Here is a 16664-nt window from a genome sequence, read left to right as displayed (position 1 = left end):
CGTCACCGTTCGTCGCATCGATCTCAGTTTTTCTAAACCTTTGCAGTGATCGAAATTCAGATTCTATGCGGGCTCCTGCTCGCCGCGATCATTACAAGAGGTAGAGAGTCATGCCTAACTCAAAAAACCCGAACTCGGGAAATTTCGCCAACGATCGAACGAAGGCGTCTGAAGCCGGTCGCAAAGGTGGGAAAACTACCACCACGACTGTCGATAAAGAGCCTGCGAAACCCGATATGGGCCGCAAAGGCGGTCAGAAATCCAAGTAGTGGTAAACGTAGTTTTGATCGAGAGGCGGGAGCGAAAGCTCCCGTTTTAATTTTTATAATGAGGAGGGCGCGACCATGAGCCGGATGGCCACCCGATTACGCAACGCCGGTTTTGCCACGTTACTGGGCCTGTGTGCCAACAGTGCCTTTGCCCAGTCACCCGCCGAATTCATAAACGATGCTTCGGCCAAAGGCATGGCCGACATCGAAGCCAGCCGCCTGGCGCACCAGAAGTCCGAATCCAAAGAGGTCAAGGACTACACCATCGTCGTCATCAACGACCGCACCACCGCCAACCAGCACCTGGCGAAAATCGCCAAGCAACTGGACCTGCCGGTGGCGCCGCGGGAAGAGGTGGTCGACAAGGCCAAAACCTTGATGCCGCAAGTGCAGGATGGCGCGACCTTCGACCAGGCCTATGCCGCCAGTCAGGTGAAGACCACGCAGGAAGCCATCGAGCAATTGCAGCAGACTGCGCAGACGACCGACGTGCCGGAAATCAAAGCCTTCGCTGAAGAGACCCTGCCCAAACTGCAGAACCATCTGCAAATGGCCAAGGCGCTGCAAGCGGGTCGGTAATACCGCGTTTGACGGGCGTTCAACAAAAACGGCGCGTGATTCATATCACGCGCCGTTTTGGTGGGTGCTCAGCAGTCATTCAGATTCTGTTTGTGCTTGCTCGTGGTCGCCAGCCCTGCCAGTCCCTGCACCTCGTTTTCGCCCATGGCTCGGTAGTGTCTGCGTAGCGCTTCCAGCTGCTTGAGATCGAGTGATTCGAGCCCCAACATCGCGTTCTGCGCTTCCTTGTTCACCCGCAACAACTCATCGATTTTCAAATGCAGAATGTCGGTGTCGCGGTTTTGCGTGTTCTGAATCAGGAACACCATGAGGAAGGTGATGATCGTGGTCGAGGTGTTGATGATCAATTGCCAAGTGTCGTTGTAATCGAAAATCGGCCCGCTCAACCCCCACAGACCGATAAGAATCAACGCCCCCATGAACGTCTTGGGGCTGCCGGCCCACAAGGCGAGTTTCTGCGAGATTTTTGCGAATTTCATTGCCGTGTTCCTTATAGGGATGCGCCTGAATTTCAGACAGCGACGGCATGTTGAAAATTCTACTTACATTTCCATGTTCAATGAAAAACGGTCTCTGTAGGAGCCGGCTTGCTGCGGGCGGCGTTCAGTCCGAAAGACGAATATCCATAAGTCGGGTAGGGTGAGCTCACGGGGCGCGGTATCGTAGCAAACCGGTTGTCTGTTCACGCCTTGACAAAGATTCGGCAGGAGAACGCAATGAGTTGGTCCGCCAAGCAATACGTCGCTTTTGAAGATGAACGCACCCGCCCGGCACGCGACCTGCTCGCGGCGATCCCGCCCGTAGACGCACGCTTGGCCATCGACATCGGTTGCGGCCCCGGCAACTCGACCGAGTTGCTGGTGGAGCGCTTCACCAGCGCCACGGTGCGTGGCGTGGACAGTTCGAGCGACATGATCGACGCCGCCCGCAAGCGCTTGCCGCAGGTGCAATTCGACACTGTTGATATCGGCACCTGGAACGAGAGCGGCCCGTTCGACGTGATCTTCGCCAACGCGGTGTTGCAATGGCTGCCCGATCACGCGACTTTACTGCCTTCGCTGGCCGACCGACTGACCCAGGGTGGCAGCCTGGCCATTCAGATGCCCGACAACCTCAACGAACCGTCCCATCGCCTGATGCGCGAAGTGGCTGCCGATGGCCCGTGGGCCAGCAAGTTGGCGGACGCCGCCGGGCAACGCACGGAAATGGCCAGTGCCAGCGATTACTACTCGATGCTGCGACCGCACTGTGCGCGCGTCGATGTCTGGCGCACGACTTACCATCATCTGCTCGCGGGCGGTGCATCGGGCGTGGTTGAGTGGTTCAAGGGCAGCGGTTTGCGGCCGTTTCTCGACCCGTTGGATGAAGCGGACAAGGCGCAATACCTCAAGCAGTATCACGCCGCAATCGAGCAGGCGTATCCGGCGCTAAGTGATGGTTCGGTGCTGCTGCCGTTCCCGCGATTGTTCATCATCGCGACTCGCTAAGTGCAAAAAAGGGACGGATAACGCTGAACATTATCTGTCCCTTTGCTTGGCACTCAAGTAATCAAAAAGAAACGAAGCAAAGCCGAACAACCCAATCATTGAAATGATCATGATCCCCAACTCTGAATTTTCCATGCTGATCTCGACTTGAAAGGTGAGATGGCAGAGTAGGGGGTTTTTCGTTGGGTTTGACGTTGCGCTACTGCTTCTTTACCGGGTGGCGGGGATCTATACGCAAAATATACGGGGGGGGGCCAAAACGTGAAGAGCGCCCCGAAAGGCGCTCTTTGTCACATCACTACTTTTCCGCATCCATACGTCGCGCAATTACATCCATCACATCGCAGCCATCGCGCAGCGGTATGGAGCAGAGCATTTCGAAGTCGCTGAGAATCACCGAATCGGTGATGATTTCGCCGCGCATCGCGAGGTTTTCCAGGACCTGCGTTACCGCGCCAATTCAGTAGCGGGCGGAGCTGAGCAGTGAATGCAGCGGTTGGGTGGTATTGACGTAGAAGGTCGGAAGGTCGTCGGCGTTGCTGGTTAAAGCCATGTATTCATTCATGAGTGATCACCATATCTAAGGGAAGATCTACCACTCAATCGTCGCCAAACAATAGGGTGGTAGCTGTACGTGGGTTGGCGAACCGGGACACGGCAAAACCGGCAGACCCAGGGGTCTCCCACGCACAGCTACCAAAAAAAGGCAGCCAAGTGCGTTCAAAAGCGCTCCGAGAAATCCTCGGAGGCTTCTGTGCCAGTCATCGAGTCGCCAAACCCAATACGCCATTTTGGCGTGAACGGACTATAGGCTTCGTGACAAAAACACAGCAATGGACAAGTGTACGGACAATTCCCAGAGTCGTGTAGGACCTGCCTTTTCGACAATTGGACACTTTCGTGCCACCAGTAAACGGGTGTTCGACACTTGATTTTTCGGGTGTTGACTGGCCGTTCAGGATGAAGCATCAGTGTTCCACCAAATCCTGCCCATAAAAAACCGATCACGTCGGACCGGTTTTTGTTTTTCAGCACTACCGTCAAATCCATCCTGAGATCGGATTGAAGATGTTGGAGAGGCCGTCAGGCAGGTAAAGCCTGCGGGGTCGCAGGATAGGTGTAGTCTTCCTATCCTGCGACAAGTCCCCTACATTTTTGCGCACATCTCAATATCTGCCTGGGTCTTTACCTCTGTCTCAATGCCCAGTCTATATTTACAGTAGTCAATTATGTCCTGGCGAAGTTCATTGGTAAGTCTGTCGATCTTGCGATAATCTCCATCATTGGCATGAATGTTATAAAACTTCATTCTCAGTGTTGGGGATTTTTTAACAAAGAAAATGGTATTCACTTCGCCGTCAGACACTTCGTTGTAGTACCCAATGTTTAAGGCTGCCAGCAATGCTATAAAGCTTAACAATAGGAAGTACTTCATTCGGCAGCCGGCTTCGGTGGTGGCAGCAATTGTGTTTTTGTACGAATATTCCTTACAAGCTCCATTCCGATATTTCCAGGACAAATCTTGCCATCCCGATCTTGCCCTGGAAACTCTCTATGACCGCCGAATCGTTCAATCACGAATACACTTTTCAGGGCTTCGACCAAGTGCAGTAAGGCATCGATTTGCGCCGCCGGTATTACGTTAGTTGTGCTATATCCCACAAACTCAAGTGCTTCGCGACCTTTAGCAACGATGTCACCTCCTTCTTCTGCCGTTGTCAGGTTTTCTAGAAGGACGATGCCAATGACGCCTGTGTTGAACAGCTTAACGCTTGATGCTGGCGGCAGGTTTTGCCATATCAGAGTCCTTCCTGATTGGGATTGTCGGCCGGCGACTGTATCACTGGTAGCTGCTGACGGCCCAATCGAAGTCATATCAGGGATTCATGTCAGGCCCAGCAGACCTCGAACAATGCTCCTCAAAAAAACAGGAATGAAGACGCCGATAATCACTCCTCGCCAGCCCCCATCTGCCGCTCCTCAAACGCAGAACGCACAGCCTCCACGATGCGGCCCGCCATGCTCTCATCTTCAAGCTGCGGATACCCTTTCTTCAACTTGCCAGACACCACCCATCCGTTCTCCTTGATGGAACGGATGATCCGATTCGCATCCTGGTCCGGCATCTCCAGTACCTCTTTCAGCTGCTCCTGAGCTCGCTGAAAGATAATCAGCACCCTGGCTTCATCCGCCATTTCCGTTCGAATCGTGTGCTCGACGACGCGTGCGGTGTACAGAACGTGTTCGGTCAGATCGGGATACCGCCAGGCAAAGCGTGCGTCCTCGTATTCATCGAAGATGAAATTGCAGGGAGTACCGTCCTCGTAGGTCACGAGTTCGCCGAACCGATAGGCCGTCGCGTAACGTCGCATGAACGGTCGCGAGAACACTTCGAGCGTACGATCGTAGCCGGCCCTGAAGTCGATCGAACTGGTGATGGTGGCTGACACCGGCAGGATCACGCCGTCGGGTACTGCCTTATCGCGAATCAGGGTGTCATTGATCAGGAAGCGATGAATCCGGCCGTTGCCATCGCGCATGGGATGGATATAGACGAAGCCAAATGCCAACACAGCGGCACGTGCCAGTGACTCCGCACCACGAGTTGCGACCTCAAACTCGTTGAGTCCTGCCAATAGCTGCGCAAGATCCGCGGAATGGGGGGCAATGTAATGCACGATGTCCTCGCGCATTGTGGCCTGTCCCACAAACACAGGAGATTGGCGCAAGCCCAGTCCGATCGCATCATGTCCGAGAATGCCGGCTTGCAGGGAGTGCAGGCTGGCGTTGCTCAACGGGTTTTCGATATGACCGCAGTACTGGGCAATGACATGGGCGAACCGCTGGATACGATCGGCCTGGTCGGCTTCCTTTTCGATGAGAAAGCTCGCGCGCGATTCCTTGAACGTCAGCCAACTGGCCGTACGCATCAGGATGTCGGGGCCGAAGGCCTGATTCAACTCAGCCAATGCTGCGCGTAGATCGAATTGCAAAGCTTCCTGCACTGACGCCGTACGACGAACCAAAGGGCAGAGCTCAGCCGTTCCCGGCAGGTTGTTATTGATTCGCCAGCGTCGAGTTCGCAGTGGTTCGCGACGAGTCAGGTATTTTTGGGATGAAAGTGCATCGACATAGGCGCCATTGGTCACGTCAGGCACATCCAGACGTTTCCCTGTCAGCCATTCGTAAAGGAACCCGGTGCGCCGGGCGTACTGGCCGAAAGGTTCTCGTCGACACCAGTCTTCGATAGGCTGCGGGCCTATCGCCGCAAACAGGCGAGCGAAGAATTCAAGATGAATTTCTTCGTACTTGAGGCCGAATTCGAAATGCCCTGCGAAATCGTCTTCCGGCCGGTAACTTGGCGGATAGCGGTTCTCCACATTGCCGCCACTTTCGCGGCTGACACGTGCAGTGCCGATCTCGGACTCGATGCGCAGAGGCTGAGCAAGTGCGATGTCGTTGCGATCGGCGAGGGCCTTGAAACCGACTGGCATTGACGAATTCCTTATTAGGGCAATGAAAACGCTAAAAAAATGCTGGTGTGGCGCGAAAACGTTAATTTTCTAGGGTGTGAAAATACTAATCCTGTGTGATTTTTGATACTGAAAACGTGATTTACAAGAAAAACGTTAACGTCTCTCAGCTTAGTCGTAAGTGCCCTGAGGGCAAAAGCCAATTCCACCAAACCCCAGACACAAAAAAACCGGCCATCAAGGCCGGTTTTTTCTTTACCTGCATCCCCCGTCAAAACTCAACGTGAGACCAAAATTCGATTGGAGCGGGTGAAGGGAATCGAACCCTCGTTATCAGCTTGGGAAGCTGGAGTAATGCCATTATACGACACCCGCTCAGAGCGGCTGACTTTGTACCAGATGTGCGCGTGGAAATGAAGTTTTTCTTTGCGCGGGATGGCTTTAGCGCAGGTGAAACAAGACATCAGACCGCGTGACGGTCGTTCGCGGGCGAGCCTCGCTCCTACAGATTTGCGTTAGCGTTGTAGGGCGAAGCTCGCTCGCGATGACGCTGTTTCAGATTGCCAGTGCATGGTGGTCCTGGATGTAGTGGTAACGCGGTCGAATGGCCTGTTGCTCAGGTTTCAGGAAACCGAGCAATGTGTCGCGGCTGTCTCGGCAGGCGGCTTTGTGTTCCATGTCGAGAAAGTGGCCGGTCGCATCCAGCGTCTTGAAGGTGGCGTGTTTCACATGGCCGGCGAATAACCGGGCGCCATCGGCGGCGGTGTATTCGTCCCATTCGCCGTTCATGAACAGCACCGGCACGTTGATTTTTTCCGAGGCTTTGAGGAAACACTGGCGGTCGCTGTGCAGCAGATCGCTGATGTGGAAGTGCATCTGCCCGTATTCATGATCGGCCAGGCTGCTGACATGGCGGTAGTTGAAGCGCTTGAACAGGGTCGGCAGGTGTTTGCCGATGGTGCTGTTCACCAGGTTGCCGACCCGGTCGCCGTCACGGCTGCCGAGGTAGTCGACGCCGCGCTCGAGGTAGTCGAGCATGTGCGCGTTGATCTCCGGGGAGAACGAGCTGATCACGGCTTTTTCGATGCGCCGTGGTTGTTGGGCGAGGGCGACCAAGGTCGCGGCGCCACCCCAGGAAAACGACAGCACGTGTTCGGCGGCGAAGTGGTCGATCAGTTCCAGGAGGATCTGTCCTTCAACTTCCTTAGTCAGCAATTTCTCATGCAGGTTGTGGGCTTTTGACTTGCCCGCGTAGGGCTGGTCGTAGCAGACCACATTGAACTGCGGGTGAAGGTTTTTCACAGTTTGTGCAAACGACGCAGTCGTGGCCATCGAGCCGTTGACCAGAATAATGGTCTTCTCTGCGGCGTCTGCGCGATAGAACTCCGTGTAAACCCGATACTGACCCTGTATATCCAGCACAGCGATTTCTGGCCTCATGTCATAAGACTCCTGGCAAGCGGGTATGCGCGCAAATGAGATTGCACGAGCTTTGTGACAGGTAGGCATACGCCTGGAATTTGAGTAGCCCATGTCGATCCATTGCAGTCCGGTCGACGGGTTTTATTATTGGCGGGCATTCTGCCGGTCTGAGGCGGAACCTTAGGGTTCTCTAACCGACAAAAAGTTTCTTAGAAGTATGTTGTGACTCGTCAGTCACATTTCGGCTGACGACCTGATTCAAGCAGGGGAGCGGGCATCGCGCAAGTCCATTCGTAAATTGTTCGACAACTTCTGCTCAGCGGTAGGCTGCTTAGATCAATCTGATCTCTTCATCGCTTAAAGGGCGGTATTCGCCCTGTTTCAGCGCGGGGTCGAGCACCAGCGGCCCCATACGCTCACGATGCAGGCGAAGCACTTTATTGTCGAAGTGACCGAACATCCGCTTCACCTGATGGTAACGGCCCTCGACGATGCTTAAACGTGCAGCTTTCGGCCCCAGAAGCTCCAATTCAGCAGGCAACGTGGTCAGGTCTTCGAAGGCGAAGTACAGGCCGTCGGCGAATTTCAGTGCATATTCCGGGCCGATGTCCTGCTCGGTCTCGACGTAGTAGACCTTGGGCAGTTTGGTCTGCGGTTGGGTCAAACGTCGCGACCAGTTGCCATCGTTGGTGATCAGCATCAGGCCAGTGGTGTTGAAATCCAGGCGCCCGGCGATGTGCAGGTCTTGCTTGTCCGGGTCGTCGATCAGATCAAGGACGGTCGAGTGCTCTGGGTCGCGGGTGGCGCTAACGCAACCGGGCGGTTTGTGCAGCATGAAGTAGCGGGCGGGTTTGCCGGCTTGCAGGACTTCTTGATCGACTTCGACACGGCTGAACTCCAGCACCTCGCTGTGCGGGTCGATGACGATATTTCCGTCAACCCGCACGCGCTTTTCAACCAGCAACAGCCGAACCTGCTTACGGTTGAAGCGGGGCAGGTTGCTGAGGAAACGGTCAACGCGCATGAATTGAGATCGACAGGAAAAGGGCCGCGCATCTTACGTGATCAGCCGCACGCATGCTTACAACTGAGCCTCGACCTGAGCGCAGCGTGGGCACAGGCAGGATTTGTCACGCAGCTCGGCAGGCAGCGCTTCGAGAACCGTTGGGTCGATGCTGACGCCGTAGCACCAGCAGGGCCGATCGACGGTGCGAGGATCGGCCAGGGTGCAATCGTTGGAAGCGCCGCAGGCCGGGCAGAGTTCTGGCTTGTTCATGTAGGACTATGCATAACGGGTGTGAGGCATTCCGCGCAGGTACGGTTACGGCCGGATTGCTTGGCCCGATACATTGCATGATCGGCCCGGGAGAGCAGGCTGTGCAAGGTGTCATCCGGTTGCAGGGTGGTCAGGCCAATGCTGACCGTCAGCTTCAAGGCCTGATCGTTGTAGGCATAACGCTGTTCTTCGACATACTGACGAATTTTCTCGGCGATCATCAGACCGGTCTCACCGTCCGTGTCCTTGAGTAGCACGATGAACTCCTCACCGCCCCAGCGGCAGACGATGTCGGAATGGCGCAGGCAACGCTTAAGATCCCGTGCGAAACCGATCAGCACCTGATCGCCGGCGAGGTGGCCGTAGGTGTCGTTCAAGGCCTTGAAGTGGTCCAGATCCAGCAGCAACGCGGTCAGCGGTTTCGGCTCGCGTTGGGCTTCGTGCATGGCTTGCGCGGCCACCAGGTCGAAGCCGCGACGGTTTGGCAGTTCGGTCAGGCTGTCGAGGGTTGCCTGCGCCTGGATCTGGCCCTGATAGCGCTTGAACACCCGGTTGAGCAGGGCCAGTACGATCAATGTCACGAGTAGGCAAATCAGCAGATTGAGGTACAGCGAATGGCGGATTTCACTCAGGGCGCCGTCTTCGCGTTTGTCGACGAACAGGTACCAGTTCAGTTCCGGAATGAACCTCACGTTGAGGAAATGTCCCTGGCCATCCGGCTCCGCGTATTCGTAGGTGCCATCGTGGGGCTTGGGCAGTTGGAGCAGCAGGGTCTTCATGCTCGCCAGGTTGGACAGCGACTGTCCCGCCCGGGCGTCGTCGGGGCCGCCGTCGGCGCCGGTGAGCACCAGTCGGCCAAAGTTGTCGACGAAATACACGCTGCGCTGATAGCGCTGCTGGTATTTGTCGATCAGTTGGATCACCGCGTCCACGGTCAAGCCGACACCGGCCGCGCCGATGAAGCGCTCGTTGTAGTCGAAAACCTTGTAATTGATGAAGAACGTCAGACGGTTATTGTTGGCGGTGTCCGGGTCGAGGTTGATCTCGTAGGGCGTCTGCATGTCCCGCACGCGGAAATACCAGAGGTCGTTGGGATCGTCACTGCGGATTTTCTTCAGCACGCCCTTGGCCTGATAGTAGGTCAGGTTGTTGTTGGAGATGAAAAAGGAGGTGTAGGCGCCGTAGTGGGTCATGACCTCATTCAGGTAGCGGGTCATTTGCTCGGGGTTCTGCTCGCCGTTGACGACCCAGTCGCGCATGAAGGTGTCGCGGGACATCATCGAGGAAATCAGGATCGGTCTGACGAGGTCCTTCTGGATTTCCGAGTAGACCGTATCCGATGTCAGCGGCAGCTCGGTGTTGACGATGTTGTCGCGGATCGAGGCGCGCGAGGCGTAGTAGCTGAGGAATGAAGTGGCAAGGAAACCCGCGCCCAGCAGCGCGATCAGCGTGAGAACCAGCGAACGTTGCGAATACAGTGGCGGGCGAAGCGGCATGACGATTCCGTTGGCAGTGATTCGATGGAGAGCATTCTAGTGGGACTGCGGGGAAATAACTGCGTGATTTGTAGGGTGAATCGGCAAGGATCAGGTTCAGGGGCGTCTGGGCGGACGCCTTCGCGGGCAAGTCGGAACGCCGCCCGCTCGCTCCTACAAGGTCAACGCTGTACCTGTGGGAGCGAGCCTGCTCGCGAAAGCGGTGCATCAGTCGACATCTGTGGTGAATTTGCTAATGCCTTCGCCGGCAAGCCGGTCTCGCTCACACAGTTTCTGATCGCTCTCTGGCTCTTAAGCCCGGGATTGCAGGTACGCACGCCATCCACCCAGATGACTGATATCCACCGCACCCTCCAATCCATAAGCCTCACAGATAAACCCGCTCTCCCAACGCCCATCCGCCAGTTGCACTTTGCCCAACCCCAATGGAGCAGGAATCCCGGTCAAAAACGACCCCAACTCATTGCTCGGCAATTCCCAAACCTCCACTGCAATCGCCGCGCCGCCATCCTTCACCCGCACCATCCCCGGACGAAACGGCGGGCCGCCGGCCAGTGCAAACAGTTGATAGTCCGGTGAGCTGAATGTCGTCTCGACCAGGCGAGCCCCGCGCCGCTTCAGTTGCCAGTTCAGCGTCAATCCATCGAGATGCGCGCCGCACACCACCAGCCGTGCGCGATCGTTGCGGGCGACTGCCGAAGAGGCAGGCGCATCCGAACAACGCTGAAACGCATCCGCCACGCCCAACAAGTACTGATCGGTAAACGCCCGACCAAACACCGTCACACCCCACGGCAAACCATTGGCCATGAACCCGCTCGGCACGGCAACGGCGGCGTAATCCAGCAGGTTCATGAAGTTGGTGTAGTAGCCCAATTCCGAATTGCGCAGCACCGGTTCAGCTTCCAGTTCCGCCAGGGTCACGGGACGGCCAATGGTCGGGGTGACCACGCAATCCAGTCCTTCCAGCGCCTTGTCGCAAAGCGCTTTCAAGGCTTGCAACCGATACTGCGCGCGGAACGCCTGTACGCCGCTTACCGATGGCGCCTTGGCCAACACCGCACGAATCACTGGCAACACCGCTTGAGGATTTTGCTCCATCAACTCGCCAGCCACGCTGTAGCGCTCAGCCACCCACGGGCCCTCATAAAGCAGGCGCGCGGCTTCGAGGAACGGCGACATATCCATCTCCACCGCTTCACCGCCCAACGCCGTGAGCTGATCGATGGCATCACCAAACAACAGCGGACCTTCAGGGCAACCGAAGAACGCCAGGTCCTGCGCTCGCGGCACGCCAAAGCGAAAAGGTCGCGGCGTACCGAACGCCGAGCCGTCGTTCCACAGCGGATTACGGCGGCTGTACGCGTCCCGTGGATCGAGGTGTGCGGTGAGCGCCAGCAACTGGCTGGCTTCCCGAGCCGTCGCGGTAAACGTTGTGACGCAATCGAGCGTACGACACGCCGGCACCACACCCGCCGTGGAGATCAACCCTTTGGTGGCTTTCATCCCCACCAGATTGTTCAGTGCAGCCGGGACTCGTCCGGAGCCCGCCGTGTCCGTGCCCAACGAAAAACTCGCCACACCCAGCGCCACCGCCAGCGACGACCCGGCGCTGGAACCACCCGATGGATACTCCGGCAATACGCTGTTCGGGCAGGCGCCATAGGGCGAGCGACTGCCGTTGAGCCCGGTGGCGAACTGATCAAGATTGGTCTTGCCCAGTGGAATCGCTCCCAGCGCCAGCAACTGCTCGACGATGGTCGCTGAACGTTCCGGCACATAAGCAAACGCCGGGCACGCCGCCGTGGTTGGAATCCCGGCCAGATCGATGTTGTCCTTGATCGCGAACGGCACGCCGTACAGCGGCAAGCTGTCGATATCGCGGTCGTCGAGGGCCGCGAGGTACGGTTCCAGCTCCTCGACACTGAGCAAGTGGATAAACAGGTGATAGTCCGGATTAAGCGCAGCAGCCTTGTCACGCAGGCTCAACAGCAGTTTTCGAGGTGTGGTGCTGCCGTCGCGGTAAGCGCTGCGCACGGCGTCGAGTTGCAGATTGATGGTCATGGCGTTAATCCTTTTCAAATGGGGTTCAGGCAAGTTCCAACACCACGACACGTTGTCCGGCGCGCACCGCCGAACCCGGTTGCACGCGGATCTCGCGTACTACACCGGCCCTCGGCGCGAGTAGCGGGATTTCCATCTTCATCGATTCCAGAATCACCAGTACATCACCGGCGGCGACGCGGCTGCCGGTCTCCACCTGAACCTGCCAGAGGTTGCCGGCGATGTGGCTGTCGACGCTCATTTCGCCGCTGGCCAGCGGTGCGTCTTCGGTGGTTTCCGGAGCTGGTTCTTCACTGTCGAAATGCGCCTGGCCGCTGGCGATCCAACGCTCGCGTTCGGCGTTGAACGCACCTTTTTGCTGCTCGCGGAACGCGGCGATGGTCTCGGCTTCTTTTGTCAGAAACGCCTGATAGTCCGCGAGGTTCAACTGGCTGTGTTCGATGTTCAGATCGAAACGCCCGAGCGGGAAGTCCCGCCGGATGCGCAGCAGTTCATCAGCGCTCACCGGGTAGAAACGGATCTGGTCGAAAAAGCGCAGCAGCCACGGTTTGCCATCGAACGCGGCGACTTCGCGGTAGCGATTCCACATCTGCAACGTGCGACCGACGAACTGATAACCGCCGGGGCCTTCCATGCCGTAAACACACATGTAGGCGCCACCAATGCCCACCGAGTTTTCCGCGGTCCAGGTGCGGGCCGGGTTGTACTTGGTGGTCACCAGCCGATGGCGCGGATCGAGCGGGGTGGCGACCGGCGCGCCGAGGTACACGTCGCCCAGGCCCATCACCAGGTAACTGGCGTCGAACACCGTGCGCTGCACTTCGTCGAGGTTCGGCAGGTCGTTGATGCGGCGGATGAATTCCAGGTTGCTCGGGCACCACGGTGCGTCCTTGCGCACGGTGGTCATGTATTTCTCGATCGCCAATTGGCAGGCCGGGTCGTCCCAGGACAGGGGCAGATGGACGATGCGCGAGGGGACTTGCAGGTCCTTGGCGGCGCACACCGCGTCCCATTCTCCGGCGACGATACCGAGCAGGTCAGTCAGCGGGAGTTGTTCGGGTTGGTAGTGTACTTGCAGCGAGCGGATGCCCGGCGTCAGGTCGGTTACGCCGTGCAGGTGTTTGCTCGCCAGGGCTTGCATGAGGGCGTGGGCGCGGAAGCGCAGGACGAGATCAAGCTCGGGGGCGCCGATTTCCAGTAGCAGGTGAGTATCTCCCGACAACCTCGCAACCAGCCGCGTATCGTCCTGACCAATATCCAACACCACAGGCGACACAGTCCTCTGTGGGAGCGAACTTGCTCGCGATAGCGGCGTTTCAGTCACATCAATATTGGATGTGCCACCGCCATCGCGAGCAAGCTCGCTCCCACAGTGATTCCATTTCAATGCAAGTTTTCGGGCGGTTTTGAGATCGACCGGGAGGAACTGCACTTTGTCGCCAGCTTTCAATTGTCCGAGCTGCCAAAGATCCGCCTCGATCACCGTCACCGGGCAAACGAACCCGCCCAGGCTGGGACCATCCGGCCCCAGAATCACCGGCATGTCCCCAGTGAAATCCACCGCCCCAATGGCGTACGGATTGTCATGAATGTTCGACGGATGCAGCCCCGCCTCACCGCCATCAGCTCGCACCCATTCCGGCTTAGGCCCGATCAACCGCACGCCGGTGCGGCTGGAGTTGAAATGCACTTCCCATTGAGTCGCGAAGAACGTGCCGATGTAGTTTTCGGTGAAATATTCCGGTGCGCCATGCGGACCGTAGATCACCCGAATCCGGCGCACGGCAGGCAACTCGGCGATCTCAGGCAGTTGCGCGCCAGCGCTGCGGTCGCTCAAGGCAGGCACATGCAACACGTCGCCGGCACGCAACGCGCGACCACCATGCCCGCCAAACTGCCCCAGGGTGAAGGTACTTTTGCTGCCCAGATAATCCGGCACTTGCAGCCCGCCGCGCAGGCACAGATAGCTGCGAACGCCCGCACCGGCAGTCGTGCCGAGACTTAAAGTGGCGCCGGCTGGAACCAGCAGCGCCGTGTTCATCGCGACGGTTTCACCGTTCAATGTCAGTGCAATGACTGCGCCGGTCACCGCCACCACCGCGTCGCAATTGAAGCGCAGCAACGGCCCGCTCATGGTGATTTCCAGCGCGGCGGCGCCTTCTTCGTTACCCAGCAACAGATTGCCCAGACGCAACGCGCGGCTGTCCATCGGCCCCGACGGCGGCACGCCCACCGCCCAATACCCGAGGCGACCCGGATAATCTTGAACACTGGTCTGCGTCCCGGCGCTGAGCACTTCAAAGGTGCTGGCCTGATAGAGCAGACCTTCGAGGCAGCGGGTCCACGGCTGCCCGCTGGCGAACGGTGCATCGAGCAAAATCTGCCGCAAGTAATCGCGGTTGGTTTCCACGCCGTACAGCAGGCTGTCGCCCAATGCCTGGTGCAGATCGGCACGCGCTTCTTCGCGGGTTGGCGCCCAGCTGATGATCTTGGCGATCATCGGGTCGAAGTACGGCGGGATCTCGCAACCGGCCTCGACCCAGGTGTCGAGGCGCAGGTGTTTGCCATCGGCGACAGGGAAGTTTACGGCTGTCAGCAAGCCGGGGCTCGGCTGAAAATCGCGACCGGGATCTTCGGCATACAGCCGTGCCTGAATCGCATGACCGTCGGCTTTCAAACCTTGGCTCAACACGCTCAACGGCGGTAAATCACCTGCCGCCAGTTGCACCATCCAACGCACCAGGTCCACGCCCCAGACTTGTTCGGTGACGCCGTGCTCCACCTGCAAACGGGTGTTCACTTCCAGAAAGTAGAAACGCTGGTCTGCGCTGTCGAAGACGAATTCCACGGTGCCGGCGCTGCGGTAATTCACCGCTTTGGCCAGTTTGATTGCCGCCGCGCAGAGTTCGTCAGCCATGCCTTCAGGCAGGTTTGGCGCCGGGGTTTCTTCGAGGACTTTCTGATTGCGGCGTTGTACCGAACAGTCGCGCACACCGAGGGCAATTACCTCGCCGCGACCGTCGCCGAATACCTGAACTTCCAGATGCCGCGCACGCTGGATGTACTTCTCGATGAACACCCCGGCGTCGCTGAAATTGTTCTGCCCGAGGCGTTTTACGGCTTCAAAGGATTCACTCAACTCGGCCGCGCTGCGGCACACACGCATGCCGATGCCGCCACCGCCGGCGGTGCTTTTGAGCATCACCGGGTAGCCGACCTGTTCACCGGCAATCAACGCCGCGTCGAGGCTGTCGAGCAACTCGGTGCCTTCGAGCATCGGCACGCCATGTTGCTTGGCCAGTGCACGTGCGGTGTGCTTGAGGCCGAACACGCGCAGTTGCTCAGGCGTCGGGCCGATGAAGGCGATACCGGCGGCTTCGCAGGCTTCGGCGAACGCGGCGTTTTCCGAGAGGAAACCGTAGCCGGGATGGATGGCCGTAGCGCCGGTGGCTTTGGCGATGGCGAGGATTTTGTCGACGGCCAGATAAGTGCCCGCCGCCGCGCCGTCACCGAGGCTGTGGGCCTCATCGGCCTGCAGAATATGCAGGCTTGCGGCATCGGCTTCGGAGTACACGGCGACGCCTGGAACCTGCAATTCTTTCAGGGTGCGCAGGATGCGGCAGGCGATGGCACCACGGTTGGCAATCAGGACTTTTTCGAACATGGCATAACCCCTGGAGGGGATGCGGGCCGTCCCGCAGTTTTTTGACAGGCGCCGAGGTCGTCCCCGACGGCAGAATCAATTTTCTTCAAAGCAGCACCGAACCCCTGTGGGAGCGGGCTTGCTCGCGAAGGCGGAGTGTCAATCGACATTTATGGTGGATGTGACGGCCTCTTCGCGAGCAAGCCCGCTCCCACATTGGATTTAGGGTGTTCCTATTTTTTGAGGCATTGGCCGGATCGGGCCTGGCACAGGGCGAACAGCCATGTGCGCAACCGCGACAGTTTCAGTTCCATACCAGCAGCTCCGCAGGGGTCGGGTTGTAGGCATTGCACGGGTTGTTCAGTTGCGGACAATTGGAAATCAGCACGATCACATCCATCTCCGCCCGCAGGTCCACGTACTTGCCCGGCGCCGAAATCCCGTCCTCGAAGGTCAGCCCGCCATCGGCAGTCACTGGCACGTTCATGAAGAAGTTGATGTTGGGGCCGATATCGCCCTTGCCCAGTCGCCCGTCGTGGGCGCAGGCGCGCAAGTAGTTGTCGCGGCAGCTGTGCATGTAGCGTTTTTCCAGCGCATACCGCACGGTGTTGCTTTCTTGCGCACAGGCGCCGCCGAGGGTGTCGTGGCGGCCGCAGGTGTCGGCGACGAGGGTCAGCATCGGTTTGCCGAGGTTGGAATACAGCACGCTGCCGGTGCTCAGGTAAACGTTGTTCTGCCGACGCAAAGTGCGTTGCACGTCGTAGCGTTCTTTCGGGTTGGCGAGGCTGTAAAACAAGGTATCGACAGCCTGATTGCCTTCAAGATCGAGGATGCGCAGGGTCTGGCCGGCCTTGACCTCCATCAGCCACGGTTCGCCGGCCGGGATGGTCGCGCGGTAGACCGCTGTTTCAGGCAGTTGTAGAGCGGTAGCGATTGCGAGTGACATGGCAGCGAT

The 16664-nt window shown here is 58.0% G+C and carries 14 protein-coding genes, 1 tRNA gene and 1 pseudogene; 3 read left to right on the top strand and 13 right to left on the bottom strand.

Annotated features, from left to right (window positions below; all coding sequences use genetic code 11):
• The first annotated feature begins 110 nt into the window (after positions 1 to 110).
• Positions 111 to 269 carry a KGG domain-containing protein gene (locus ACYZT9_RS20560; RefSeq protein WP_462007166.1) on the top strand — a complete coding sequence of 53 codons (159 nt, stop codon included), beginning with the start codon at positions 111 to 113 and terminating at the stop codon, positions 267 to 269.
• 75 nt (positions 270 to 344) lie between these two features.
• Entirely contained in the window at positions 345 to 848 is a 504-nt protein-coding gene (locus ACYZT9_RS20555; protein WP_462007165.1) for a DUF4142 domain-containing protein, read from the top strand.
• A 68-nt stretch (positions 849 to 916) separates the two neighbouring features.
• On the opposite strand, the gene ACYZT9_RS20550 is transcribed toward ACYZT9_RS20555, so the two are convergent.
• Entirely contained in the window at positions 917 to 1327 is a 411-nt protein-coding gene (locus tag ACYZT9_RS20550) for a low affinity iron permease family protein (RefSeq protein ID WP_462007164.1), read from the bottom strand.
• A 237-nt stretch (positions 1328 to 1564) separates the two neighbouring features.
• Here ACYZT9_RS20550 and tam point away from each other — a divergent pair, with 237 nt between their 5' ends.
• Positions 1565 to 2335, top strand: coding sequence for a trans-aconitate 2-methyltransferase (gene tam / locus ACYZT9_RS20545; RefSeq protein ID WP_462007163.1), 771 nt, complete (start codon positions 1565 to 1567; stop codon positions 2333 to 2335).
• 298 nt (positions 2336 to 2633) lie between these two features.
• On the opposite strand, the pseudogene ACYZT9_RS20540 reads toward tam, so the two are convergent.
• From ACYZT9_RS20540 to ACYZT9_RS20485, 12 genes and pseudogenes are all read right to left on the bottom strand, one after another.
• Positions 2634 to 2900: pseudogene (locus ACYZT9_RS20540) on the bottom strand (short-chain dehydrogenase).
• Between the two features lie 582 nt (positions 2901 to 3482).
• Entirely contained in the window at positions 3483 to 3770 is a 288-nt protein-coding gene (locus ACYZT9_RS20535) for a hypothetical protein (protein ID WP_462007162.1), read from the bottom strand.
• Positions 3767 to 4210, bottom strand: coding sequence for a peptidoglycan recognition protein family protein (locus tag ACYZT9_RS20530; RefSeq protein ID WP_462007161.1), 444 nt, complete (start codon positions 4208 to 4210; stop codon positions 3767 to 3769). The genes ACYZT9_RS20535 and ACYZT9_RS20530 overlap by 4 nt, the downstream gene beginning before the upstream one ends.
• Positions 4211 to 4284: 74 nt before the next feature.
• Positions 4285 to 5829 carry a Fic family protein gene (locus ACYZT9_RS20525; RefSeq protein WP_462007160.1) on the bottom strand — a complete coding sequence of 515 codons (1545 nt, stop codon included), beginning with the start codon at positions 5827 to 5829 and terminating at the stop codon, positions 4285 to 4287.
• 280 nt (positions 5830 to 6109) lie between these two features.
• Positions 6110 to 6183: transfer RNA gene (locus tag ACYZT9_RS20520), tRNA-Gly, on the bottom strand.
• Positions 6184 to 6363: 180 nt separating this feature from the next.
• Positions 6364 to 7248: an alpha/beta fold hydrolase gene (locus ACYZT9_RS20515; RefSeq protein ID WP_462007159.1), complete on the bottom strand. Its 885-nt coding sequence runs from the start codon at positions 7246 to 7248 to the stop codon at positions 6364 to 6366.
• 313 nt (positions 7249 to 7561) lie between these two features.
• A complete protein-coding gene (locus tag ACYZT9_RS20510; protein ID WP_462007158.1) occupies positions 7562 to 8254 on the bottom strand; it encodes a pseudouridine synthase in 693 nt (230 codons plus the stop codon).
• A 57-nt stretch (positions 8255 to 8311) separates the two neighbouring features.
• Positions 8312 to 8506 (bottom strand): cysteine-rich CWC family protein, encoded by a 195-nt coding sequence (locus ACYZT9_RS20505; RefSeq protein WP_462007157.1) that lies wholly within the window; start codon positions 8504 to 8506, stop codon positions 8312 to 8314.
• Positions 8503 to 10002, bottom strand: a complete 1500-nt coding sequence (locus ACYZT9_RS20500) for a sensor domain-containing diguanylate cyclase (RefSeq protein WP_462007156.1) — start codon at positions 10000 to 10002, stop codon at positions 8503 to 8505. The genes ACYZT9_RS20505 and ACYZT9_RS20500 overlap by 4 nt, the downstream gene beginning before the upstream one ends.
• Before the next feature lie 291 nt (positions 10003 to 10293).
• Positions 10294 to 12066, bottom strand: a complete 1773-nt coding sequence (gene atzF / locus ACYZT9_RS20495) for an allophanate hydrolase (RefSeq protein ID WP_462007155.1) — start codon at positions 12064 to 12066, stop codon at positions 10294 to 10296.
• 25 nt (positions 12067 to 12091) lie between these two features.
• Entirely contained in the window at positions 12092 to 15730 is a 3639-nt protein-coding gene (uca, locus tag ACYZT9_RS20490; RefSeq protein WP_462007154.1) for an urea carboxylase, read from the bottom strand.
• Between the two features lie 283 nt (positions 15731 to 16013).
• Positions 16014 to 16655 carry an urea amidolyase associated protein UAAP2 gene (locus ACYZT9_RS20485; RefSeq protein WP_462007153.1) on the bottom strand — a complete coding sequence of 214 codons (642 nt, stop codon included), beginning with the start codon at positions 16653 to 16655 and terminating at the stop codon, positions 16014 to 16016.
• Between the last annotated feature and the right edge of the window lie 9 nt (positions 16656 to 16664).

The sequence above is a fragment of the Pseudomonas sp. ZT5P21 genome, assembly GCF_054897785.1.
The sequence above is the reverse complement of the archived record's forward strand: the minus strand, read 5'-3'. Positions and strand labels throughout refer to the sequence as shown.